Source organism: Streptomyces sp. 891-h, from assembly GCF_022760275.1.
Lineage (GTDB): Bacteria > Actinomycetota > Actinomycetes > Streptomycetales > Streptomycetaceae > Streptomyces > Streptomyces spirodelae.
Genome location: NZ_CP050693.1, coordinates 1,472,753 through 1,494,801 on the forward strand (window position 1 = coordinate 1,472,753; position 22,049 = coordinate 1,494,801).

The following is a 22,049-nucleotide window of genomic DNA, read 5'->3' on the forward strand; positions in this document are numbered from 1 at the left end:
CCGCGCTCTCCTCACTCTCCGCCGCGCAGAATGGAGTTGCCCTGGTACAGCTGCTGCTGGCGCTCGCCCGGCGATACGCGGTCGAGGTCGAGATCGAGCCGTCCGCTCTGGCCGTAGAAGGCGACGGGGTTGTGCCACAGCACCTTCTCGATGTCGTCCTCGTCGAAGCCGGCGGCGAGCATCGCGTCGGCGACGTGGCTGGTCTTGAGCGGGTCGCTGTGCCCCCAGTCGGCGGCGGAGTTGACCAGCACCCGCTCGGTGCCGTGCACCCGCAGGATGCGGACCATCCGGTCGGGGTCCATCTTGGTGTCGGGGTAGATGGAGAAGCCGAGCCAGCAGCCGCTGTCGGCCGCCGCGCCGACCGTGGTCTCGTTCAGGTGGTCGAGCACCACTCGCTCGGGCGGCAGCCCCGACTCCCGGAGCACGTCGAGTGTGCGGGCCAGCCCGGCCGCCTTGTCGCGGTGCGGGGTGTGGACGAGAGCGGGCAGGTCATGGTCGAGGGCGAGCTGGAGCTGCGCTGCGAGCGCGGTGTCCTCGGCCGGTGTCATCGAGTCGTAGCCGACCTCGCCGACCGCCACGACCCCGTCCTTGATCAGGTAGCGCGGCAGCTCGTCCAGCACGGGGGTGCAGCGCGGGTCGTTGGCCTCTTTCGGGTTGAGCGCCAGGGTGCAGTGGTGGGCGATGCCGTACTGGGCCGCGCGGTAGGGCTCCCAGCCCAGCAGCGAATCGAAGTAGTCGAAGAACGTCTCGGGCGAGGTGCGGGGCTGGCCGAGCCAGAAGGACGGCTCGACCAGCGCGCGTACCCCGGCCGCGTGCATCGCGGCGTAGTCGTCGGTGGTGCGGGACGTCATATGGATGTGCGGGTCGAAGATGCGGCGGGTCGGCGTCGGCTGCTGCCTCGTCATCGAGCTTCACGCTCCTCGGTATCCGTGAACCGGGCCAGTTTCAGCAGGTGTCCGAGGTCCTCGGGCACGGCGCGGCCCGCGGCGGTGCGCTCGCGCGCGTAGTCCTCCAGCATCCGGACGAGCTCGTCGTCCCCCGCCGCACGGTGTTCCAGCCCCGCCACGACGGCCAACGGCACTCCGGTGAACAGGCACTTGAGCACGCCCTGCCGCCACTGGTGCGCGTCCAGATGAGCGGCGGCGTACGGGCCGAGCGCGGCGGCGATCAGCCGGGTGTCGTTGGCCCGCAACGCGTCCTCGACGAGAGCGAGGCCGCCTGCCGTGTCCGGCGGCGGGTCCAGATGCGGCAGCGCCAGCAGCACGGCGCGCCGCTCGTCCGCGGTGCCGCGGGTGTAGAGCCGGGCGAGGGTGCCGGTACCGGGCGCTGCGGCGTGCAGGATGAGCACGCGGGCGGCGTCGACCGGGTCGGGCACGGCCGCGGTGGATGCGCCGTCCCTGGGCGCCGGGCGGCATGTGCGGCCCGCGGTGACGAAGTGCAGCTCCCAGCGCGGGAGCCGGGGCGCGCCGTGCGCGACGTGCCCACTCGTCTCCGTGTACGCGCCATGCCCACGCGGGTCCGCCGCCTCGGCCAGTGCCCGGTGCAGCCAGGCGCGGGACTCGGCGCTCAGGCACAGCTCCAGACCGGTGCGGAGGGAGGCGAGCGGGGTCAGCATGGGGCGTCCTCCTGCGGCATTGCGGCGGCCTTGGCCTCGGCGGTGGTCAGGAAGTCGAGGGAGGCGACGGCGCGCTCGGGACCGGCGTGCGAATCGCGGGGCAGCTCCACCGTGACCAGCCCGTCGTAGCCGGCCTCGCGCAGGGCGGCCAGCACGGGCGGGAAGTCGATCTCCCCTTCGCCGAACGGCAGATGGGTATGGGCGCCGCGCCGCATGTCCTCGATCTGTACGTGCCGCAGCCAGGGCGCGGACTCCCGTACGCAGTCGGCCGGTGCCCGTGGCTCCAGGCACTGGCAGTGCCCGATGTCGAGGGTGAGCCCGAGCTGCGCGGGGCTGCCGAGTGCGGTACGCAGCCGGTGGAAGCCGGCGAGGTCCGCCAGCAGATGGCCCGGCTCCGGCTCGACCGCCAGCGGTACACCGGCCGCTGTGGCGCTCTCCAGTACCGAGCCGATGCCGTCGGCCAGCCGCGTCCAGCCCGCCTCCGGGGCGGTGCCGGGCGGGAGTTGCCCGCTGAAGCAGTGCACGGCGTGCGCGCCCAGGTCGGCGGCCACCCGTACGGCTCTCAGCAGCAGGTCCGTACGAGCGGCCCGGGCCTCCGCGTCCGGGTCGAGCAGCGTGGGATGGTGCTTGCGGCGAGCGTCGAGCACATAGCGCGCCCCCGTCTCGACGGTGACCGTCAGCCCGTACCGCTCCAGCGCGCGGCCCACGTTCGCGGTGCGGGCCGCCAGGCCGGGGGCGAGCGGGTCGAGGTGCATATGGTCGAGCGTCAGCCCGACGCCCGCGTAACCGAGGTCGGCGAGCAGCGCGAGGGCGTCGTCGAGCCGGAGGTCGGCCAGACCGTTGGTGCCGTAGGCGTAGCGGAGCGGCGAGTCGTGCCGGGTCCGGGTCATGTGGGGCTGACCTTCCGGGAGAGGCGCCGGGCGACGGGCAGCAGACCGAGCAGCACGAGCGCCGAGGTGGATCCTGCGGCCCGGCTCCGTCCGTTGCGAGGGGCGTCCGCACCGGCTGCGGCGGTGGTGGTGGCGCGGGCGGCGAGTGCGGCCTGGAGCGGGAGCATGGCGCGGATGCCGCCGCCCACCGCGCGCTGGAGCAGCGGCGGTGAGGGGTTGAGCGCGGCGTGCGCCAGCGGCCGACCCGCCGTCCCGGCGTACGTGGCGCTCGCGGCCAGCGTCAGCGGCGTACGCTGCCGCGCCAGCAGCCCGGCGATCGTGCCGACGGCACCCAGTGCGGCCAGCGGCACGGCCGGTGCCCCGCCCTCCGCCTCCCGCCGTGAGACGGCGGTCACGGCGAGGGTGTGCGCGCCCATGACCGCGGCAGCGCCGAGCGCGCGTGCGGGTCCGTGGGCGCGTGCGGGCGGTCCGTCGTCGTTCGCGGTCGTCGCCGTCGCGCCCAGCAGTACGTCGAGCGAGCGGGCGGCCGCCATGGCCACCGGCCCCGCGGGGGTGTGCTTGAGCCGCAGGTCGTACGCCCAGACGGTGGCGGCCAGCGCGGTGGCCGTGGCCAGCGGCAGCCGTCCGGCGCGGGCCGCGCACGCCAGCCCCGCCGCCGTCAGCCCGGTGGCCGCCGCCAGCGCGGCCGTGGCGCTGATACGGCCCGAGGGCAGCGGCCGTTCAGGGCGCTCGCGGGCGTCCTCCTCCCGGTCCGCCCAGTCGTTGAGCGCCATGCCCGCCTCGTACAGGCACAGGGAAGCGCCCGCGGCAAGCGCCGTTCCCCGCGCAGGGGCACGGCCGGTCGCCGCGGCCCCCACCAGCGCGTCACCTGGCACGCTCGACAGTGCCGAGACCCGCAGCAGCTGCGCCCAGGCCGCGAGGCCACCGCCCGTCTTCGGACCGCCCGCCATCGGACCGCCCGTCATCGGGGGGACCCGGCGAGACGGGTGGCGAGGTCCAGCAGGGCACGCCACTGGCCCGGCAGGTCGGCGGGGCCGTTGTCGGGGTCCTTGAAGTAGAAGCCGAGCCCCGCCAGCGGGCCCGTGAGGCCCAGTTCGGCGGCGCGGGCCAGAAGGCGGGCCAGGTCGAGCACGAGAGGCGCCGCGAGGGCCGAGTCGCAGCCCTGCCAGGTGGTCTGCAGGACCATGCGGGAGCCGAGGAAGCCGTCGAAGGCGATGTGGTCCCAGGCGGTCTTCCAGTCCCCCATCGCCGGTACGTCGTCGATGTGCACCTCGCCCTCGGGGAGTTCCCCGAGGTTGTCGGCGAGCACCCGGGCCTTGCCCGCGTTCTTGGCCGCGGCCGCTGCCGGGTCGGCGAGGGCCGCGCCGTCCCCGCCGCCCAGCAGGTTGGTGCCCGACCAGGCCCGTACGGTCAGCGCGCGCTGCGCGAACATCGGTGCCAGCACGGAGCGGAGGAGGGTCTGACCTGTCTTACCGTCGCGGCCCGCGTGGGGCACGGCGGCGCTTCGTGCCGCGTCGGCCAGCCGGGGGTGGTGCAGCCCCGCCGACGGTGTGAAGTTCACATACGGGCAACCCGCGCGCAGCGCCGCAGCCGCGTAGAGGGAACTCGGCGGAAGGGGGCGTCGCGCCGTCTCCGGCGCCTCGGGCACGTCGGGTTCCGTGCTGGCCACGTTGACGACGACGGTGCGGGCGAGCCCGTGGGCGCGTGTGAACTCCGTGATGTCCACCGCGTATCGGGCGACCAGTTCCTCCGCCGCGGAGTCGTCCTCCACGGCGGGGGCGCCGGGGCGGATCTCCGCGTCGGCCGCCGCGAGCTCGGCGCGGAGCGCGCCGGGCAGGCCGTGCGGGACGACACCCGCCTCCGCGAGGGCCTCGGCCCGCTTGGGGAGGGGGCACGAGGCGGTGTCGTGACCGCCGAAGACGAGCGAGTCGAGGGGTGGGAGGGAGGAGTGGGCGAACGGGGCGGTCTCGGTGACCATTCCGGTGGGTGGGTGCAGGCCGGCGGCGAGGGCCGCAGCGCCGGTGATGGTGGTCGTCGCTACGGAGCCGCGGGCGCCGATGAGCCACACCCCGGTGCGGGGCGCCTGGCCGGCGGGGCTCGGGTTGTGGTGGGTCACGGTTTCCTCCCTCTTGCGGTGCCAAGTGGGCGCCTGCGGCGGGCTGCTCCCCGTCCCCGCCCCTTCCCGTTTCTCACAGGAGGGCGCCCCTGTGCGACCCCCTCCCGGGGGGGCGGCTGCGCCGGGCTGGTGGTTGCGGCCGGATGCCGTCTGCGGGCCCGGTTGTGCCCACCCGTCCCGCCCCGCGGGACGATTGCCCACAACCGGGCTGATCCGGGTGGCGGAGTCAGCGCAGCTCGCGGATGCGGACGTTGCGGAAGGCGACCTTGTCCTCCTCTCCGTGGTTCTGGAGGCCCAGGTAGCCGTCGGTGAGGCTTCTGGCGGGGTCGGTGTTGGTGTAGTCGTTGATCAGTACGCCGTTGAGGTGGACCCGGAGCCGTTCGCCCTCGACCCGGATCTCATAGGTGTTCCACTCCCCCGGCGGGTTCAGTGCCGCGTCCCGCGCCGCGAGGTCAGCCGACTGGAAGCCGTAGACGGCGCCCGTGGTCTTCTCGTCCACATCGGTGGCGTCGATCTGGATCTCGTACCCCTTCTCGACCGCCGACCAGGGATCGTCGGAGGCGGGGAAGCCGACGAAGACACCGGAGTTGTCGTCGCCGTCGGCACTCGCCATCTTCCAGTCGAGCTTGAGCGAGTACGAGGAGGTGAACTCGCGCGCCGCGTACCACAGCAGCCCCATGCCGCCGCGGGTGGTGAGCGTGCCGTCCGGGCTCTCCTCGAACGAGCCGGGGCCGGCCTGTCTCCAGCCTTCGAGGCCGGGTCCGTCGGCGGTTCCGTCGTACAGCGGTGTGTACCCGTTCTCCGGGCGGCAGTCGGCCTGCGCGGCACCCGTCGCGTACCGGATGCCGCCCAGCAGGTGCTTGCGGAAGGCCGGGTCGGCGTAGGACTCCTTGGTGTGGCCCGCGCCGGTGTAGAAGGCGCGGCCGCCCGCGTACTCCTGGCACCAGGCCAGCGGGTGGTCGTCGCCCATGGTGCCGCCGCTGTAGGAGCCCTCGTCCAGGGTGGCCAGGATGTGGGCCCGCTCGCGCGGGTTGGAGCGGTAGTTGTACCACTCGTCGGTGCGGTTCCAGCTCTCGCCCAGGTGGGCGGTGGCCGGGTGGCCGCGGTCCTCGATCTCCATCCGCGCGGGCTGGATCGCGGGGTGCGACTGGAAGTAGGCACCGGCGAGTCCGCCGTACCACTTCCAGTCGTACTCGGTGTCGGCGGCGGCGTGCACGCCCACGTAGCCGCCGCCCTTGCGGATGTACCTCTCGAAGGCGCGCTGCCCGCGCTGGTCGAGCACATCGCCGGTGGTGGACAGGAAGACGACCGCGTCGTACCGGGCCAGCTTCTTCGGCGTGAAAGTGGCGGCGTCCTCCGTCGCGTCGACGGCGAAGCCGTGCTCGGCGCCGAGTTGCCGAATGGCTTCGATTCCGTCGGGGATGGAGTCGTGCCGGAATCCGGCGGTCTTGGAGAAGACCAGTACCTTGCTGTCCGCGCGCTCTGGCGGCTGGGGCTCCGCCGCCTGGCTCGGCAGCGCGAACGCTCCCGCCAGCAGGGCGGCGGCTGCCGCGGTGAGCGCGGTGCGGCGGCGGTGTGCCGAGGTCATGGCTCCTCCCCTCATCCGGTCGTCACCGTGAAGCTGTCCAGGTCGCAGAGGGCTCCGTCACCGCCCGTGAAGACGAGGTAGAGCTTGTCCGCGCCGTCGGGCGCGCCCGCGATGCCGGTGCTCACCTCGCTCCAGCCGTCCGTCGCTGTGACCTGTGCGGTGCCCAGGAGCGGTCCGTCCGGAGCGTCCGCGCGGACCTCGATGGCGCCCTGCGCCTTTCCGGCGACCCTGGCGGTGAGCTTGGTGACGCTGCCGGTCCGGTAGGGGTCGTAGGAGATCCACTGCCCGTTCTCGGCGCCGGTGACGGCCTTGCCGCCCTCGGCTCCGGCCGCCTCGCCCTTGGTCACTCCGTCCGCGGCGGTCGAGTAGTGCTCGGCCTGGCGGTGCTTGGGCTGGAGGATGCTCTGTCCGTGGCTGGTCAGCGGGGGCTGGCCATTGGCGCCGCTGTCGGTGTAGGAGGCATCGAAGACACCGAAGATGTCGGCGTTCGGGTCGTGTTCACCGTCGGCCTGCGTCTTGATGGTGCCCTTGCACCCCTTGGCGGAGGTCAGCGGGTGGCCGTGGCTGTCGTGGCCGAGGATGTAGGCGACCTCGACCCTGGAGCAGTCGATCTGCGGCTCCTCGGGGTCGGTGACCTGCACCTCGAAGGGGATCTCGTCGCCGAAGGAGAACGGCTGGCCATCCGCCGGCAGCTTCAGCTGGACCTTGGGTGCGGTGTTGCCGACAGTGACGTGCACGCTCGCCGATCCGGTACGCCCGGAGGGGTCCTCGGCGGTGACGGTGGCCGTGTAGGTGCCGTTCGCCTGGTAGGTGTGGGTCGGGTTCGCCTCGGTGGAGGTCGCGCCGTCGCCGAAGTCCCAGCTCAGCTCGAGCTCGTCGCCGTCCTCGTCGGTCGCCTCCGAGGAGAAGGCGATCTTCAGCGGTGCCTGTCCGTCGCTCACGTCGCTGCTCGCCTCGACGACGGGGCTGTGGCCGTCGGTGGCGTTCTCGATGCGGTAGAGCGCCGAGTTCTCGTCGCCGCCGAACCAGTTGAGGCCGTAATCGAGGACGTACAGGGCGCCGTCGGGGCCGAAGTCCATGTCCATGACCTGGGTGCCGGACCACGGGAAGTCGTGGATCTTCAGATTGCCGCCGTCGCGGTCCTGCTCGATGCGCTTGATCCAGCGGCGGCCGAACTCACCGGCGAAGAAGTCGCCGTCGTAGCTCTTGGGGAACGCCACCGGCGAGTCGGACTTCCTGTCGTAGCGGTAGACGGGGCCGCCCATCGGGGACTCCGAGCCGTCGCCGAACTCGGGTACGGAGGCGCCGTCGTAGGGAATCCACGCGGGCTTCGCTGCGGGCAGCTTCGTCAGGCCGGTGTTGCGCGGCGAGGTGTTCCGCGGTGCGGCGCAGTCGAACTTCTCCCCGGATTCTCCGGTGGCGAAGTCGTAGTCGACATAGGCGTCGTTCTTGCCGGTGCAGTACGGCCAGCCGTAGTTGCCCGGCTCGGTCACCCGGGCGAACTCGACCTGTCCTGAAGGACCGCGCTTGGGGTCGGCGGCGCCCGCGTCGGGCCCGTAGTCGCCCACGTAGACGGTGTCGGTCTTCTTGTCGACGTTCATCCGGAACGGGTTGCGGAAGCCCATGGCGTAGATCTCGGGCCGGGTCTTCTTCGTCCCCGGCCGGAAGAGGTTTCCGCGCGGGATCTTGTACGAGCCGTCCTTCTTCACCTTGATCCGCAGGATCTTGCCGCGCAGGTCGTTGGTGTTGCCCGCCGAACGCTGGGCGTCGAAGGCCGGGTTGCGGTTCGCGCGCTCGTCGATGGGGGTGAAGCCGTCCGACTGGAACGGGTTGGAGTCATCCCCAGTGGACAGCAGGAGGTTGCCCTTGGAGTCGAAGGCGATGTCACCGCCCACGTGGCAGCAGGTCCCCCGGTTGGCCGGCACGTCGAGGATCTTCTTCTCGCTGCTCTTGTCGAGCGTGCCGTCCTTCTTGAGTACGAAGCGGGCGAGCCGGTTGACGCCCTCGAACTTCTTGAAGTCGGCCTCGGTTCCGGTGTCCGGGGCGTCACCCTCGGGGGTGTCGAGCGGCGGCGCGTAGTAGAGGTAGACGAAGCGGTTCTTGGTGAAGCGCGGGTCGACGCCGACGCCCTGCAGGCCCTCCTCGTCGTGGCTGTAGACGTCGAGTTGTCCGGCGACCTTGGTGTTCCCCTTGGCGTCGGTCAGCCGGAGGGTGCCCTCGCGCGAGGTGTGCAGTACGGAGCGGTCGGGGAGGATCGCCATCGTCATCGGCTCGCCGGTCTCCGCCACCCCCTTGGCGAGGGTGACCTGCTGGAACTCGGCTGCCGCCGGCTGCTTGCCGGGGCTGTCGGCGGCTGAGGGGCCGGGCGCCGCCTGGGCCACCGCGATGGTGGCGCCGCTGAAGAGGAGGGCGCTCGCCAGGGCTGTGACGCGGGTTCGGAGTCTGCGGTGTCTTTTGTGCACAGCGGTTCCTCCTGGGAGGTAACGGGTGGATGCCGTCGTCTGCGGTGCCGTGCCGATGCCGGGCTGTGCTTGTGCTGCGCTGGGCTGGGGGGGCGCTGCGGCTGCGCTCTGGGGAGGGGCCGCGCTGTTGTCCCTTACGCCTCAAGGACGGTAGCGGCGTTTGTTTGGGGCGTGAACCCCTTTGACGTTCCTCGGTTGGATTTTGTCCTCAGTCAGGACAAAGTCAGGGCCAACGGGCCTGGCACCGGGCTCAGTTGCCGAAGGCCGCGTCGAAGGAGGCGCTCGGCGGGTCGTAGTCGTAGGCCCGCAGCCGCGCCAGCGCCTCCGGCGCTCCGGCGAGCCGGTCCATCCCGGCGTCCTCCCACTCGACGGAGACGGGGCCGTCGTAACCGATGGCCCGCAGCATGCGGAAGACGTCCTCCCAGGCGACGTCGCCGTGCCCGGCCGAGACGAAGTCCCAGCCCCGGCGCGGGTCGCCCCACGGCAGGTGGGAGCCCAGCCTGCCGTTGCGGCCGTCCAGCCGCCGTCGTGCCTCCTTGCAGTCGACGTGGTAGATCCTCTCCCGGTAGTCGTAGAGGAAACCGACCGGGTCGAGGTCCTGCCACACGAAGTGCGAGGGGTCGAAGTTGAGGCCGAAGGCGGGCCGGTGCTCGACCGCCTCCAGGGCGCGCTGGGTGGTCCAGTAGTCGTAGGCGATCTCGCTGGGGTGCACCTCGTGCGCGAAGCGGACGCCCTCCGCGTCGAAGACGTCGAGGATGGGGTTCCACCGCTCGGCGAAGTCCGTGTAGCCGCGCTCGACCATCTCCGGCGGAGTGGGCGGGAACATGGCCACCAGGTGCCAGATGGAGGAGCCGGTGAAGCCGATGACGGTCCGAACGCCGAGTGCGGCCGCTGCCCGCGCGGTGTCCTTCATCTCCTCGGCGGCCCTGCGGCGTACGCCCTCGGGGTCGCCGTCGCCCCAGATGCGCGGCGCGACGATGGCCTTGTGGCGCTCGTCGATGGGGCTGTCGCAGACGGCCTGGCCGGTCAGGTGGTTGGAGATGGCCCAGCACTCCAGCCCGTACTTGTCCAGCAGTTGCCGCCTGCCGTCCACGTAGCCGGGCTCGTGCAGGGCCTTGTCGACCTCGAAGTGGTCGCCCCAGCAGGCGAGTTCCAGTCCGTCGTAACCGAACTCGCGGGCCAGTCGGCAGACCTCTTCCAGCGGAAGGTCCGCCCACTGACCGGTGAACAGCGTGAACTTACGTGGCATGGTGACCTCCTACGTTGTCCGGGGCGCCACGAAGGGGCGCGGGGAACTGCGCGACCAGCCAGAGACCAGCCGCAGCCCGCGAACGGCAGTCAGGGGCACTCACCCCGAAGCGCCCGATGGCACCGCCGTGTACACGCAGTCGCGCGACGCGCTCTCCTCGACCGCGGCCAGCACCCGCTGCACCTGCAACCCGTCATCGAACGAGGGCTCCGGCTGCGTGCCGGCGGCGATGGCCCGCACCAGGTCGCGGGCCTGGTGCGTGAAGGTGTGCTCGTAGCCCAGCCCGTGGCCCGGCGGCCACCACGCCTCGAGGTAGGGGTGGTCCTGCTCGGTGACGAGGATGCGGCGGAACCCGGCCTCATCCGCGGCCTGCGTGTGGTCGTGGAACTGCAGCTCGTTGAGCCGCTCCAGATCGAAGGCCAGCGACCCGAGCGTGCCGTTCAGCTCCACCCGCAGCGCGTTCTTGCGGCCCGCCGCGACCCGGGTGACCTCGAACGAGGCGAGCGCTCCCGAGCCGAACCGCCCGGTGAAGACCGCCGCGTCGTCCACGGTGACCTCACCCAGCTCGCCGTCCGGCTCGCCCTCGCGCAGCGGACGCTCCCTCACGAACGTCTCGGTCTGCGCGGAGACACCCGCCAGCGGGGACCCCGCCAGGTGCTGGGCGAGGTCGACGGCGTGCGCCCCCAGGTCGCCGAGGGCTCCGGAGCCCGCGGCCTCCTTGCGGAGCCGCCAGGCGAGCGGGAAGGCGGGGTCCACCAGCCAGTCCTGCAGGTAGCTGACCCGTACGTGCCGCAGCTCGCCCAGTCTGCCGTCCGCGACCATGCGGCGGGCCAGCGCCAGCGCGGGCGTGCGGCGGTAGTTGAAGCCGACCATGGCGACCTGGCCGCGCCCCCGCGCCACACGTGCCGCCTCCGCCATGGCCTCGGCCTCCTCGACGGTGTTGGCCAGCGGCTTCTCGCACAGCACATGCTTGCCGGCCTCCAGCGCGGCGACGGCGATCTCGGCGTGGCTGTCGCCGGGTGTGCAGATGTCGACCAGCTGGACGTCCGCGCGCGCGATCAGGGCCCGCCAGTCGGTCTCGGCCGCGGCCCAGCCCAGCCGTCCGGCCGCGGCGCGCACGGCCGCCGGGTCACGCCCGCACACGGCGGCCAGCGCCGGGCTCAGCGGCAGGTCGAAGACCCGTCCCACGGTGCGCCAGCCCTGCGAGTGCGCCTGGCCCATGAAGGCGTACCCGACCATGCCCACCCCCAGGGGCGGCGCGGCGGCGGGCGCGGTGCTGTCGTACGGCATTGCGGTCCTCCCTCTCGGGGATTCCTCCGGCGGCGTCCGGCCGGGAGGTTCTCCAGATCTGCTGCAGCGGACGGGCGGGCCTGTCAGGTGAAACCGATCGGGAGGTACTCGTCGACGTTCTTCTTGGTCACCACCGCGGAGTAGAGGGTGACGTGGGCCGGAATCTCGTACTCGGCCATCCCGGCGATGCCCTTGCCCTGGCCGAGCGCACGGGCCAGGTCGATGGCGGAGGCCGCCATGGTGGGCGGGTAGAGGACGGTCGCCTTGATGACGCTGTCGTCGTCCTTGATGGCCTGCATGACGCGCTTGGACCCGGCACCGCCGACCATCAGGAACTCGTCCCGTCCGGCCTGCTTGATGGCGCGTTCGGCGCCGACGCCCTGGTCGTCGTCGTGGTTCCACAGCGCGTCGAAGTCCTTTTGCGCCTGGAGGAGTTGGGACATCTTCTGCTGCCCGGACTCGACGGTGAACTCGGCGGCCTGCCGGGCGACCTTCTTGATGTTGGGGTAGTTCTTGAGCGCGTCGTCGAACCCCTTGGTGCGTTCGCGGGTCAGCTCCAGGCTGTCGATCCCGGCCAGTTCGACGACCTTGGCGTTCTTCTTGTCCTTGAGCTGTTCGCCGATGTAGTGCCCCGCGTTGAGGCCCATGCCGTAGTTGTCGCCGCCGATCCAGCAGCGGTAGGCCTGCTGCGAGGAGAAGATCCGGTCGAGGTTGACGACTGGTATCCCGGCGCGCATCGCCTTGAGGCCGACCTGGGTGAGTGCCTTGCCGTCGGCCGGCAGTACGACCAGCACGTCGACCTTCTTGTTGATGAGCGTCTCGACCTGGCCGACCTGGGTGGCGTTGTCGTTGGAGCCCTCGGTGGCCTCCAGGGTGACGTCCTGGTATTTCTTGGCGCGGTTCTTGGCCTGGGTGGTGATGGCGTTCAGCCAGCCGTGGTCGGCCTGCGGGCCCGCGAAGCCGATGGTGACCTTCTTGCCCGGCTTGGAGTCGGCCACTTCGGCGCCGGCCGACTCCTTGCCTTCGCCGTCGTTGTTCTCGTTGCTGGTGCAGCCCGCCGCCAGCAGGGCGGCGCCCGCTGCCGCGGTGCCGAAGAGCATGCTTCTGCGGCTGGTCGGGATACGAGGTGCGCGTGGGATGTCGGTCATGACGTGGAACGACCCTTCTGGACCAGGACGGCCGCGACGATGATCGCGCCCTTGGCGATCTGCTGAATGTCCGTCTGGAGGTTGTTGAGGGCGAACAGATTGGTGATGGTGGTGAAGACCAGGACGCCGAGCACCGAGCCGAGGATGGTGCCGCGGCCCCCGCTGAGCAGGGTGCCGCCGATGATCGCCGCGGCGATGGCGTCGAGTTCGTAGAGGTTGCCGTTGGTGTTCTGGCCCGAGCCGGTGAGGACGATCAGCATGAACGCGGCGATGCCGCAGCACAGCCCGGAGAGCAGATAGAGCAGCAGCCGCTGCCGCTTGACGGCGATACCGGCCAGCCGGGAGGCCTCCGGATTGCCGCCGACGGCCACCGTGCGCCGCCCGAACGTCGTCCGGTTGAGCAGCAGCCAGCCGAGGACACCGACGACGGCGAAGACGATCACGATGGGTGGCACGCCCAGTACGTAGGAGTCCTTGATGCCCAGGTCGAGGACGGCGTCGACGGTGACGACCTGCGTCTTGCCGTCACTGATCTGCAGCGCCAGACCGCGTGCCGAGGCCAGCATGGCCAGCGTGGCGATGAACGGCACCATCGGCCCGTAGGCGACCAGCACCCCGTTGACCAGTCCGCAGCCGACGCCGACCAGCACGCTGCACAGCAGCATGCCGCCGAGGCCGAAATCCTGGGTGGCCACCGTTGTCGCCCATACGGAGGCCAGCGCGACGATCGCGCCCACGGACAGATCGATACCGCCGCCGATGATGACGAACGTGACGCCGACGGTCACGACCCCGATCACGGAGGCCTGGGTGAGGATGAGGCGGAGGTTCTCCGCCGCGAGGAATTCGTCGGGCTTGGTGATCGCGCCGACCACGGCCAGCGCGAGCAGCACGCCGACGAGGGAGAGCTGCCGTACGTCGAACGGCAGTCGGCGGCTCGCCGAGCCCTCCTTCGCCGGGGGCGGCACCGGCTTGCTGGCCACGCTTGCTGGTGAGTTCATGAGAGGTCACCTTCGACGGGAGGGAGTCCGGTGGACGGGTGCGGAAGCGCTCATGCGGGACTCCGCATCACGAGGTCGAGCACCCGGTGCTCGTCCAGCTCATGGGAGGGAGCCGTGTGCACGACACGGCCCTCACGGAGGACCAGCACCCGGTCGGCGAGCCCGAGAACCTCCGGCAGCTCGCTGGAGACGAGCAGCACGCACACCCCCGTATCGGCGAGCCGCCGGATGACGGCGTACAGCTCGGCGCGCGCACCGACGTCGACGCCGCGCGTCGGCTCGTCCAGCAGCAGCACGCGGCAGCCGCGCAGCAGCCAGCGGGCGAGGACGGCCTTTTGCTGGTTGCCGCCGGAGAAGGTGCGTACCGGGCGGTCGGGTTCGTCGGGGCTGAGGCCCAACTCGCGGGTGTGGCGGCGGGCCTCGGCCCTCTCCCGCGCCCGGTCGAGCCAGCCGCCGCGCGAGAAGCGGGGCAGTGCGGAGACGGAGACGTTACGGGTGACCGACTCCAGCATCAGCAGCGCCTGCGACTTGCGCTCCTCGGGTGCCAGCCCGATGCCGGCGCGTACGGCGGCGACGATACTGCCGGGCCGCAGCGGCTTGCCGTCCACCAGGATGCGCCCGGCGGTGGGGCGGCGCGCGCCGTACAGCGTCTCCAGCAGCTCCGAGCGCCCTGACCCCACCAAGCCCGCCAGGCCGACGATCTCGCCTGGCCGCAGCTCCAGGTCGACCGGCTCGAACTCGCCCTGACGCGCCAGTCCTTCGGCGACCAGCACCGGCTCGGCGCGCGGCGCGTCGGCAACCGTTTTCCCGGGGAAGGCGTACTGCACATTGCGGCCCGTCATCCGGGCGACGAGCTCGTCGGTCGGTGTGGTGCGCGCGGGCAGGTCGCGCGCTGCGACCCGGCCGTCCTTGAGGACGGAGACGCGGTCACCGATACGGCGGATCTCCTCCAGCCGGTGCGAGATGTAGACGACGGCGACGCCCTGCTCGGTCAGGTCCCCGACGATACGGAAGAGGTTGTCGACCTCGTCGGGGTCGAGCGCCGCCGACGGCTCGTCCATGATGATCAGCCGTACGTCGTGCGAGAGGGCCCGCGCCATGGACACGATCTGCGCCCCGGCTGCGGACAGGGAGCTCACCGGAGCCGCGGGGTCGATCTCGGGGTGCCCGAGCCTGGCCAGCAGCTGCGCCGTCCGCGCCCGTGCCTCGCGGGGCCGGACGATGCCGCGGGTGGCGATCTCGTGGCCGAGGAAGACGTTCTCGGCCACGGACACGTGCTCCACCAGGTCGAGTTCCTGGTAGATGGTGGCGATGCCCAGCCGCATCGCGGAGACGGGGGTGGGCAGCCGCACCCGCTTGTCCCGCCAGGTGATGTGGCCGCTGTCGGGCTGGTGTGCGCCGGCGAGCACCTTGATGAGGGTGGACTTGCCCGCCCCGTTCTGACCCAGCAGGCAGTGCACCTCGCCTTCCTCGACATCGAGGTCGACACCGTCGAGCGCACGGACACCTGGGAAGGATTTGGTTATTCCGGACATCGTCAGCAGGGGCATGCGGGACCTCCGACCCAGTGGCCGTACGGGTTTCGCCGTGCTGTGCGGATTGCTGTACTGCGCGAACTGCTGTGCCGTGCGGTTGTGCTGTGCCGTGCGGTTGTGCCGTGCCGTGGTGCGGTCGTGCCTGGCGCGGGGGTGCCGTCGTGCTGGTGCGGGCGCGGCTGTACTACGCGGGCGAGAACAGGTGGTCGCTGGTGAGGCGGGCCGCGCCCGTCACCCCCGCGACCTGTCCCAGCTCGCCGAGGACGATGGGAAGGTTGCCGGTCGCCAAGGGCAGCGACTGGCGGTAGACCTGCGTGCGGATACTGGCCAGCAGGGTGTGGCCGAGGCCGGTGACCCCGCCGCCGATGACCACTAGACCGGGGTTGAAGAAGCTGACGAGGCCCGCGATGACCTGGCCCACCCGGGCCCCGCCGTCGCGGATGAGGTCGAGACAGGTGCCGTCCCCCGCTGAAGCGGCGGTGGCGACGTCGGCCGCGCTGAGGCGGCCGTTCTCCTCCAGCAGCCGGGCCAGCTCGGCCGAGCGGCCGTCGCGGGCCGCCTCCTCGGCGTCCCTGGCCAGCGCGGCACCGCCGAAGTAGGCCTCCAGACAGCCCCGGTTGCCGCAGGCGCACTGGCGGCCGTCGGGCTCGACCTGGATGTGCCCGATGTCGCCCGCGCTGCCGGTGGTGCCCCGGTGCACCTCGCCGCCCGCCACGATGCCGCAGCCGATGCCGGTGCCGATCTTGACGCAGAAGAAGTCCCGCACCGAGCGCGCGACCCCGGCCTGCATCTCGCCCATGGCCATCAGGTTCACGTCGTTGTCGACCATCACCGGGCAGCCCAGCTCCTGGCTGAGCGCCTCCCGTACCGGGAAGCCGTCCCAGCCGGGCATGATCGGCGGCGCGACCGGCACGCCCTCCGGGAAGCGTACGGGTCCTGGCACCCCGATGCCGGCGCCGTCGAACCCTTCGGCGACCCCGCTGTCCCGCAGCTTCGCCACCATCGCCAGCACCTGGTCGAAGACCGCGACCGGGCCCTCGCGCACGTCCATCGGCTGGTTGAGGTGGCCGAGGATCTCCAGCTCGGGGTTGGTGACGGCGACGTCGATGGAGGTGGCACCGATGTCGACGCCCAGGAAGCGGAGCCCGGGTGCGAGCCGGATGTTGTGCGAGCGGCGCCCGCCGCGCGAGGCGGCGAGGCCGTCCGCGACAACCAGCCCCGTCTCCAGCAGCCGGTCGACCTCGACGGCCAGTTTGGAGCGGGACAGGTCGACGCGGTCCCCGAGTTCGGCGCGCGACCGAGGGCCGCCGTCACGCAGCAGGCGGAGCAGGCGCGCCTGGTGCGCGTTCGCGGGCCGTGCAGTCATGCGCCTCACCGCTACCCCTCCAGCCGTATGTGTCGGCGTCGCGTCCGGGAATGCACGGGGAACGTAGCAGTGGCGACCCGGGTTGGGAAGAAGTTCTGCACGAACTGGTTCGACTTCTTCCCGCGAGTGGACAAAGCCGGGCTCACAGCGCGCGACCGGTTCCCTTAGGGTCGGAGCGAACGGGAGGTGAGGGCACATGGGCAGGGTCACGGCGCGACGCCCCGTCGTCCGCATCCGCGACGGAGCCGTCAGCACACGGCCTGACACCCTCGTGGCCGAGGAGCCGCTGGAGATCCGCCTCGACGGGAAGCCGCTGGCGGTCACCATGCGCACCCCGGGCGACGACTTCGCCCTCGCGGCCGGCTTCCTCGTCAGCGAGGGCGTCATCGCCTCGGCGGCGGACGACCTCGCCTCCATCGTCTACTGCGGCAGCGCCCGCGACGAGGACGGTGCCAGCACCTACAACACGGTGGACGTGCGCCTGGCCCCGCACGTGCCGCTGCCCGACCTGCCCACGCTGGAGCGCAACGTCTACACCACGTCCTCGTGCGGGCTGTGCGGCAAGGCCAGCCTGGAGGCGGTCCGCACCACGGCGCGCTGGGAGCTGGACGGCGACCGGCCGCGTGGCATCAGCACCGAGCTGCTGGCCGGGCTGCCGGACCGGCTGCGCGCCGCCCAGCGGGTGTTCGAGCGCACGGGCGGACTCCACGCGGCCGCGCTGTTCTCCCCCACCGGAGAACTTCTGGACGTGTGCGAGGACGTGGGGCGGCACAACGCCGTGGACAAGCTGGTGGGCCGGGCCGCACAGCAGGGCGCGCTGCCGCTGCGCGACGCGCTGCTGATGGTCTCGGGCCGCGCCTCGTTCGAACTGGTGCAGAAGGCGGTGATGGCGGGCATTCCGCTGCTGGCCGCCGTCTCGGCACCCTCGTCACTCGCCGTCGACCTGGCGGAGGACACGGGCCTGACCCTGGTGGGCTTCCTGCGCGGCACCTCGATGAACATCTACACGGCCCCGCACCGCCTGTCCCTCCCGCGGTAAGGAGCCCGCGAGGCGGCGGGCGCGGTACCCCTTCTGTCACATCTACCCCCAGTAACTCGCCTGCCTCGCAAACAGTCCGATTCAGGTTGCGAAGGTTCGGTGCAGAAACCCGGCGGGTCGGGAAACGGCCTCGCGAGCACCTGCCGACACCTCGGCGAACTGTCCCAATTGACCGACTGACCTGCGCCGACACCCCTCCCGATCAACCTGCCCGATCGGATACGGTCACTCGCGCAGTGTCGCATGTCACTGTGCAGTCGAGGAGCAGAGTCTTTGCGCGAGTTCACCGTTCCGGCCCTGGCGACGGCACCTCAGGTCGGCGGAGTGGCAGATGCCGTCTTCGCGCACGCCGAGCAGACCCCGAAGCTGCCGTTGCTGGCCCGCAAGGAGGCCGACGGCACCTGGCAGGACGTCCCGGCGGCGCGGTTCCGGGATGAGGTCGTGGCGGTCGCGAAGGGGCTGCTGGCGCAGGGGGTCCGGTTCGGCGACCGGGTGGCCCTGATGTCGCGTACGCGCTACGAGTGGACGCTGCTGGACTTCGCGCTGTGGTCGGTGGGCGCCCAGAGCGTCCCTGTCTATCCGACCTCCTCGGCCGAGCAGGTCGCCTGGATGCTGTACGACGCCGAGGTGACGGCCGCGGTGGTCGAGCACGAGGACCACGCGATGACCGTCGGCTCGGTGGTCGGCCAGCTGCCGCGGCTGAAGAAGCTGTGGCAGCTGGACGCGGGCGCCGTCCACGAGCTGATGGCCGCGGGCGCGCATCTGGAGGACGAGGTCGTACACCGGCACCGGCTGGCGCTCACCCCGGACACGGTCGCCACCGTCATCTACACCTCGGGCACCACGGGGCGCCCCAAGGGGTGCGTGATCACGCACGCCAACTTCATGGCCGAGACCGACAACATCATCGCCCGCTACGACCGGGTCTTCAGCGCCAAGGCCGGGGAGCAGGGCTCGCTGCTGCTGTTCCTGCCGCTGGCCCACGTCTTCGGCCGGATGGTGGAGGTGGCCGCGGTACGGGCCGGGCTCAAGCTGGGGCACCAGCCGCAGATGACGGCGCGCGCGCTGCTGCCCGACCTGGCGGCGTTCCGGCCCACCTTCGTCCAGGCGGTGCCGCATCTGTTCGAGAAGATCTTCCAGAGCGCGCGCCGCAAGGCCGAGTCCCAGGGCAGGCTGGGCCCGTTCGAGAAGGCCGTCGACGTGGCGGTCCGGTACGCCGAGGCGGTCGAGCACAAGGCGTTCGGCACCGGTCCGGGGCCCGGCGCCTCGCTGCGTATGCAGCACCAGCTCTACGAGAAGCTGGTCTACGCAAAGCTGCGCGACGCCATGGGCGGCCGGTGCCGGTACGCGATGTCGGGCGGTTCGGCCATGGAGCGGCGCCTGGGGCTGTTCTTCGACGGCGCCGGAATGCGGATCTTCGAGGGGTACGGGCTGACGGAGACGACGGCGGCCGCCGTCGCCAACCCGCCCGAGCGGCCCCGCTTCGGCACGGTCGGCCAGCCGGTCCCCGGCACCACCGTGCGGATCGCCGAGGACGGGGAGGTCCTGCTGAGCGGCGGGCAGATCTTCGGCGGCTATCTGAACAACGCGCGCGCCACCCAGGCCGCGCTGCGGGACGGCTGGCTCGCCAGCGGTGACCTCGGCGCCCTGGACGACGACGGATATCTGACGATCACCGGCCGCAAGAAGGAGATCCTGGTCACCTCCAGCGGCAAGAGCGTCTCCCCCGGCCCGTTGGAGGAGCGGGTCCGCGAGCATCCGCTCGTCGGCCAGTGCATCGTGCTGGGCAACGACCGACCCTACATCTCCGCGCTGCTGACTCTCGACCAGGACGCCGTGCAGCACTGGCTCAGCATGCGGGACAAACCGGAGCTGGACCCCGCCGAGCTGCTGCGGGACGAGGATCTGGAGACGGAGATGCGCAGAGCGGTCGTCGCCGCCAACACGCAGGTCTCCCAGGCCGAGTCCATCCGCACCTTCCGTATCCTGGCGACGCCGTTCACCGAGGAGGACGGGCTGCTGACCCCGTCGCTGAAGCTGCGCAGGGGGGCGATCGAGGCGGCCTACGCCTCCGAGATCGAGGCCCTCTACCGGAGCTGAGGCCACGCGGCGCCGGGGTCCGAGGCCAGGCGGGGCGGCGACGCGCACACCCCGAACGCGCATTCGGCAAGGAACAGAAATCCGGCGCTGATCGTTCCCTCTGGGGCGGAACAAACGCCGGCAACGCACAACACCGAACGTAAGGACCCATCGCGTGAGCAACGTTCCCACCATCACGCTCAACAACGGCGTCACGATGCCGCAGCTCGGCTTCGGCGTCTGGCAGGTGCCGGCCGACGAGGCGGCGACGGCGGTGACCACGGCGCTGGAGTCCGGCTACCGCAGCATCGACACGGCTGCGGCGTACGCGAACGAGGAGGGCGTCGGCCGCGCCATCGCCGCATCCGGGCTGCCCCGCGACGAGCTGTTCGTCACCACCAAGCTGTGGAACGCCGACCAGGGGTACGACACGGCCCTGCGCGCCTTCGACACCTCCCTGGAACGCCTCGGCCTCGACCACGTGGACCTGTACCTGATCCACTGGCCCATGCCGGACGTCGACAAGTACGAGGACAGCTGGCGCGCGTTCGAGAAGATCTACGCCGACGGGCGCGCCCGCGCCATCGGCGTCTCCAACTTCCAGCCGACGCACCTCAACCGGCTCATCCAGCTCGGGGGCACCGTGCCCGCCGTCAACCAGATCGAGCTGCACCCCCGGCTCCAGCAGTCCGTGCCGCGCGCCTTCCACGCCGACCACGGCATCGCCACCGAGGCATGGTCGCCGCTCGGCCAGGGCGGCGACCTGCTCGACGACCCGACGCTGGGCGAGATCGCCGGCAGGCACGGCAAGACCGTCGCCCAGGTGGTGCTGCGCTGGCACCTCCAGCTGGGCAACGTGGTGATCCCCAAGTCGGTCACCCCGTCCCGGGTCCGGGAGAACATCGATGTCTTCGACTTCGAGCTGAGCGGCGAGGACATGGCCCGGATCGCCGAGCTGAACACCGACACCCGGATCGGCCCCGACCCGGACACCATGAACTGGCTGGGCGACTGACGCGCCCCGAAGGGGCGCGGGGAACTGCGCGACCAGCCCCCCACCCGCACGCAGCTCCCGGTCAGCTCGCGCCGTGGCCCGGCGCGATCTCCTCGATCCGCCGGGCCAGGGCGATGTCGAGCTCGGTGATCCGGCCGCCGACACTGTGCGTGTTGACGGTGACCGAGAGGGAGTTGTAGCCCAGCGTCAGCTCGGAATGGTGGTTCAGCTCCTCCTGGATCGCGGCGATGTGCAGGGCCATCGCCGCCGCCGGAAGGTGACCGGCCAGCGAGTAGGAGCGCGAGACGCTCTCGCCGTCGGTCGTCCAGTGCGGAAGACCGGCCAGCGCCTGCTCGGTCTCCTCGGGGGTCAGCGGCTGGGGCGCCATGGGGTTCCCTTCCTCGGATGCTGATTCTGCAGCCAGCCTGCCACGCGGGTTCGGTTACCGTCTGGTCCATGACCGCTGTCACCGAAGGGCCCACGGGGGCGCCCGCCATAGGAATGCTGCTGCGCGAGTGGCGCGAACGCGCCGGGCTCAGCCAGCTGGAACTGGCGCTGCGCGCCGACTCCTCCGCGCGCCACATCAGCTTCATCGAGACGGGACGCACCGCGCCCAGCCGCGAGATGGTGCTCAAGCTGGCGGCCACGCTGGATGTCCCGGTGCGGGAACGCAACACCCTGCTGCTGGCAGCGGGCTACGCGCCGGCCTTCGCCGCGACCCCGCTGGACGACCCGGCCCTCGACCAGGTACGCGGGGCGCTCGAACGGATGGTCGCCGCCTACGATCCCTACCCCGCGCTGGTACTGGACGGCTGCTACACGGTGGTGGCCGCCAACCAGGGCATCGCGGCGCTGCTGGACGGGGTGGCCCCGCACCTGCTGGAGCCGCCGCTGAACGCCATGCGCATCACCCTGCACCCCGAGGGCCTGGCGCCCCGTATCCGCAACCTCGCCGAGTGGCGGGGCCATCTGCTGGACCAGATGAGCCGGCAGCTGGCGCTGCACCGTTCGCCCGCGCTGCGCGCCCTGCACGACGAGGTCGCCGCCTATCCGGTGCCCGGGGGCGGGGCCCCGGCGCAGGTCACCACCGACGAGACGCGCTTCGCCCTCCCGATGGTCATCGAGCAGGGCGGGCAGACCCTCTCGTTCCTGTCCACCATCGCCACGTTCAACACACCCCTGGATGTGACCGTCTCCGAGCTCGCCGTGGAGACCTTCCTCCCGGCCGACCCGGCGACCGCCAAGGCGCTGCACCGGACCGGCTGATCCACTAGCGTCCTGCCCCGTGTCCGACAAAGCGCCGCGCCCCCACCGCGATACCGACAGCATCACACTGCACATCGGCAAGGAGGAACTTGTCGTACGGCAGCGCTACGAGGCGTTCAGCATCGCCAACGACATACTGATCGCCGTCTGGTTCCTCATCGGCAGCGTCATGTTCTTCTCGCCGGAGTGGACCCGCACCGGCACCTGGTGCTTCGTCTTCGGCAGCGTCGAGCTGATGATCCGTCCCGTGATCCGGCTCGGCCGCCATCTCCACCTGCAGAAGGTGCGGGGCTCCTCCCTCGGCGAGAGCGCCTCCGACCAGGACTACTGACCCCCTTAAGGGCCGTTCCCCCAGGCGGCCCTCAGGGATGTCCCGGAGACCTGGTGTAGCTGGCTACACCCCGGACAGGA

General features: G+C 71.5%; 19 protein-coding genes. 5 read left to right on the forward strand and 14 right to left on the reverse strand.

The features are described 5' to 3' along the window. Positions 1-11: 11 nt before the first annotated feature. The 13 genes from HC362_RS06155 to HC362_RS06215 form a co-directional block, all read right to left on the reverse strand. Complete coding sequence (locus HC362_RS06155; protein ID WP_243082912.1) at positions 12-905, reverse strand: TatD family hydrolase; 894 nt, start codon at positions 903-905, stop codon at positions 12-14. Beyond that, a complete protein-coding gene (locus HC362_RS06160) occupies positions 902-1,615 on the reverse strand; it encodes an EboA domain-containing protein (protein WP_243082913.1) in 714 nt (237 codons plus the stop codon). Before HC362_RS06160 ends, HC362_RS06155 begins: the two co-directional genes overlap by 4 nt. Continuing rightward, positions 1,609-2,505, reverse strand: a complete 897-nt coding sequence (locus tag HC362_RS06165; protein WP_243082914.1) for a sugar phosphate isomerase/epimerase family protein — start codon at positions 2,503-2,505, stop codon at positions 1,609-1,611. Before HC362_RS06165 ends, HC362_RS06160 begins: the two co-directional genes overlap by 7 nt. Continuing rightward, positions 2,502-3,470, reverse strand: a complete 969-nt coding sequence (locus HC362_RS06170) for an SCO3242 family prenyltransferase (protein WP_243082915.1) — start codon at positions 3,468-3,470, stop codon at positions 2,502-2,504. The genes HC362_RS06165 and HC362_RS06170 overlap by 4 nt, the downstream gene beginning before the upstream one ends. Continuing rightward, complete coding sequence (locus HC362_RS06175) at positions 3,467-4,621, reverse strand: inositol-3-phosphate synthase (RefSeq protein WP_243082916.1); 1,155 nt, start codon at positions 4,619-4,621, stop codon at positions 3,467-3,469. The genes HC362_RS06170 and HC362_RS06175 overlap by 4 nt, the downstream gene beginning before the upstream one ends. Before the next feature lie 226 nt (positions 4,622-4,847). Next, positions 4,848-6,209 (reverse strand): ThuA domain-containing protein, encoded by a 1,362-nt coding sequence (locus HC362_RS06180; RefSeq protein WP_243082917.1) that lies wholly within the window; start codon positions 6,207-6,209, stop codon positions 4,848-4,850. A gap of 11 nt (positions 6,210-6,220) precedes the next feature. After that, entirely contained in the window at positions 6,221-8,671 is a 2,451-nt protein-coding gene (locus HC362_RS06185; RefSeq protein WP_243082918.1) for a PQQ-dependent sugar dehydrogenase, read from the reverse strand. Positions 8,672-8,921: 250 nt separating this feature from the next. Then, positions 8,922-9,920, reverse strand: coding sequence for a sugar phosphate isomerase/epimerase family protein (locus tag HC362_RS06190; RefSeq protein WP_243082919.1), 999 nt, complete (start codon positions 9,918-9,920; stop codon positions 8,922-8,924). Positions 9,921-10,019: 99 nt separating this feature from the next. Continuing rightward, the gene (locus tag HC362_RS06195) at positions 10,020-11,210 is read right to left on the reverse strand and encodes a Gfo/Idh/MocA family oxidoreductase (RefSeq protein WP_243082920.1); all 1,191 of its coding nucleotides are present in this window, start codon (positions 11,208-11,210) and stop codon (positions 10,020-10,022) included. A gap of 83 nt (positions 11,211-11,293) precedes the next feature. Then, on the reverse strand, positions 11,294-12,358 hold the full coding sequence (locus HC362_RS06200) for a substrate-binding domain-containing protein (protein WP_243082921.1): 1,065 nt from the start codon (positions 12,356-12,358) through the stop codon (positions 11,294-11,296). Then, the gene (locus HC362_RS06205) at positions 12,355-13,359 is read right to left on the reverse strand and encodes an ABC transporter permease (protein WP_243082922.1); all 1,005 of its coding nucleotides are present in this window, start codon (positions 13,357-13,359) and stop codon (positions 12,355-12,357) included. The genes HC362_RS06200 and HC362_RS06205 overlap by 4 nt, the downstream gene beginning before the upstream one ends. 50 nt (positions 13,360-13,409) lie before the next feature. Beyond that, the gene (locus HC362_RS06210; protein WP_243088386.1) at positions 13,410-14,894 is read right to left on the reverse strand and encodes a sugar ABC transporter ATP-binding protein; all 1,485 of its coding nucleotides are present in this window, start codon (positions 14,892-14,894) and stop codon (positions 13,410-13,412) included. Positions 14,895-15,078: 184 nt separating this feature from the next. Beyond that, positions 15,079-16,260, reverse strand: a complete 1,182-nt coding sequence (locus HC362_RS06215; protein ID WP_243082923.1) for an ROK family transcriptional regulator — start codon at positions 16,258-16,260, stop codon at positions 15,079-15,081. 196 nt (positions 16,261-16,456) lie between these two features. Between HC362_RS06215 and fdhD the strand changes: the two genes are divergently transcribed. From fdhD to HC362_RS06230, 3 genes are all read left to right on the forward strand, one after another. Then, entirely contained in the window at positions 16,457-17,299 is an 843-nt protein-coding gene (gene fdhD / locus HC362_RS06220) for a formate dehydrogenase accessory sulfurtransferase FdhD (RefSeq protein WP_243082924.1), read from the forward strand. Between the two features lie 273 nt (positions 17,300-17,572). Further along, a complete protein-coding gene (locus HC362_RS06225; protein WP_243082925.1) occupies positions 17,573-19,399 on the forward strand; it encodes an AMP-dependent synthetase/ligase in 1,827 nt (608 codons plus the stop codon). Positions 19,400-19,553: 154 nt separating this feature from the next. Continuing rightward, positions 19,554-20,393 (forward strand): aldo/keto reductase, encoded by an 840-nt coding sequence (locus HC362_RS06230; protein WP_279240071.1) that lies wholly within the window; start codon positions 19,554-19,556, stop codon positions 20,391-20,393. 61 nt (positions 20,394-20,454) lie between these two features. Here HC362_RS06230 and HC362_RS06235 read toward each other — a convergent pair whose 3' ends face one another. Next, a complete protein-coding gene (locus HC362_RS06235) occupies positions 20,455-20,760 on the reverse strand; it encodes a 4a-hydroxytetrahydrobiopterin dehydratase (RefSeq protein WP_243082926.1) in 306 nt (101 codons plus the stop codon). A 68-nt stretch (positions 20,761-20,828) separates the two neighbouring features. Here HC362_RS06235 and HC362_RS06240 point away from each other — a divergent pair, with 68 nt between their 5' ends. Both HC362_RS06240 and HC362_RS06245 read left to right on the forward strand, forming a co-directional pair. Next, the gene (locus HC362_RS06240) at positions 20,829-21,638 is read left to right on the forward strand and encodes a helix-turn-helix transcriptional regulator (RefSeq protein WP_243082927.1); all 810 of its coding nucleotides are present in this window, start codon (positions 20,829-20,831) and stop codon (positions 21,636-21,638) included. A gap of 19 nt (positions 21,639-21,657) precedes the next feature. Beyond that, positions 21,658-21,969: a YrhK family protein gene (locus HC362_RS06245; protein ID WP_243082928.1), complete on the forward strand. Its 312-nt coding sequence runs from the start codon at positions 21,658-21,660 to the stop codon at positions 21,967-21,969. The last annotated feature ends 80 nt before the right edge of the window (positions 21,970-22,049 follow it).

Bases quoted from the DNA above. Each gene is read 5' to 3' on its own strand.
- HC362_RS06155 (WP_243082912.1), bottom strand. From the start codon at position 905: ATGACGAGGCAGCAGCCGACGCCGACCCGCCGCATCTTCGACCCGCAC.
- HC362_RS06160 (WP_243082913.1), bottom strand. From the start codon at position 1,615: ATGCTGACCCCGCTCGCCTCCCTCCGCACCGGTCTGGAGCTGTGCCTG.
- HC362_RS06165 (WP_243082914.1), bottom strand. From the start codon at position 2,505: ATGACCCGGACCCGGCACGACTCGCCGCTCCGCTACGCCTACGGCACC.
- HC362_RS06170 (WP_243082915.1), bottom strand. From the start codon at position 3,470: ATGACGGGCGGTCCGATGGCGGGCGGTCCGAAGACGGGCGGTGGCCTC.
- HC362_RS06180 (WP_243082917.1), bottom strand. From the start codon at position 6,209: ATGACCTCGGCACACCGCCGCCGCACCGCGCTCACCGCGGCAGCCGCC.
- HC362_RS06190 (WP_243082919.1), bottom strand. From the start codon at position 9,920: ATGCCACGTAAGTTCACGCTGTTCACCGGTCAGTGGGCGGACCTTCCG.
- HC362_RS06195 (WP_243082920.1), bottom strand. From the start codon at position 11,210: ATGCCGTACGACAGCACCGCGCCCGCCGCCGCGCCGCCCCTGGGGGTG.
- HC362_RS06200 (WP_243082921.1), bottom strand. From the start codon at position 12,358: ATGACCGACATCCCACGCGCACCTCGTATCCCGACCAGCCGCAGAAGC.
- HC362_RS06205 (WP_243082922.1), bottom strand. From the start codon at position 13,359: ATGAACTCACCAGCAAGCGTGGCCAGCAAGCCGGTGCCGCCCCCGGCG.
- HC362_RS06210 (WP_243088386.1), bottom strand. From the start codon at position 14,894: ATGTCCGGAATAACCAAATCCTTCCCAGGTGTCCGTGCGCTCGACGGT.
- HC362_RS06215 (WP_243082923.1), bottom strand. From the start codon at position 16,260: ATGACTGCACGGCCCGCGAACGCGCACCAGGCGCGCCTGCTCCGCCTG.
- fdhD (WP_243082924.1), top strand. From the start codon at position 16,457: ATGGGCAGGGTCACGGCGCGACGCCCCGTCGTCCGCATCCGCGACGGA.
- HC362_RS06235 (WP_243082926.1), bottom strand. From the start codon at position 20,760: ATGGCGCCCCAGCCGCTGACCCCCGAGGAGACCGAGCAGGCGCTGGCC.
- HC362_RS06240 (WP_243082927.1), top strand. From the start codon at position 20,829: ATGACCGCTGTCACCGAAGGGCCCACGGGGGCGCCCGCCATAGGAATG.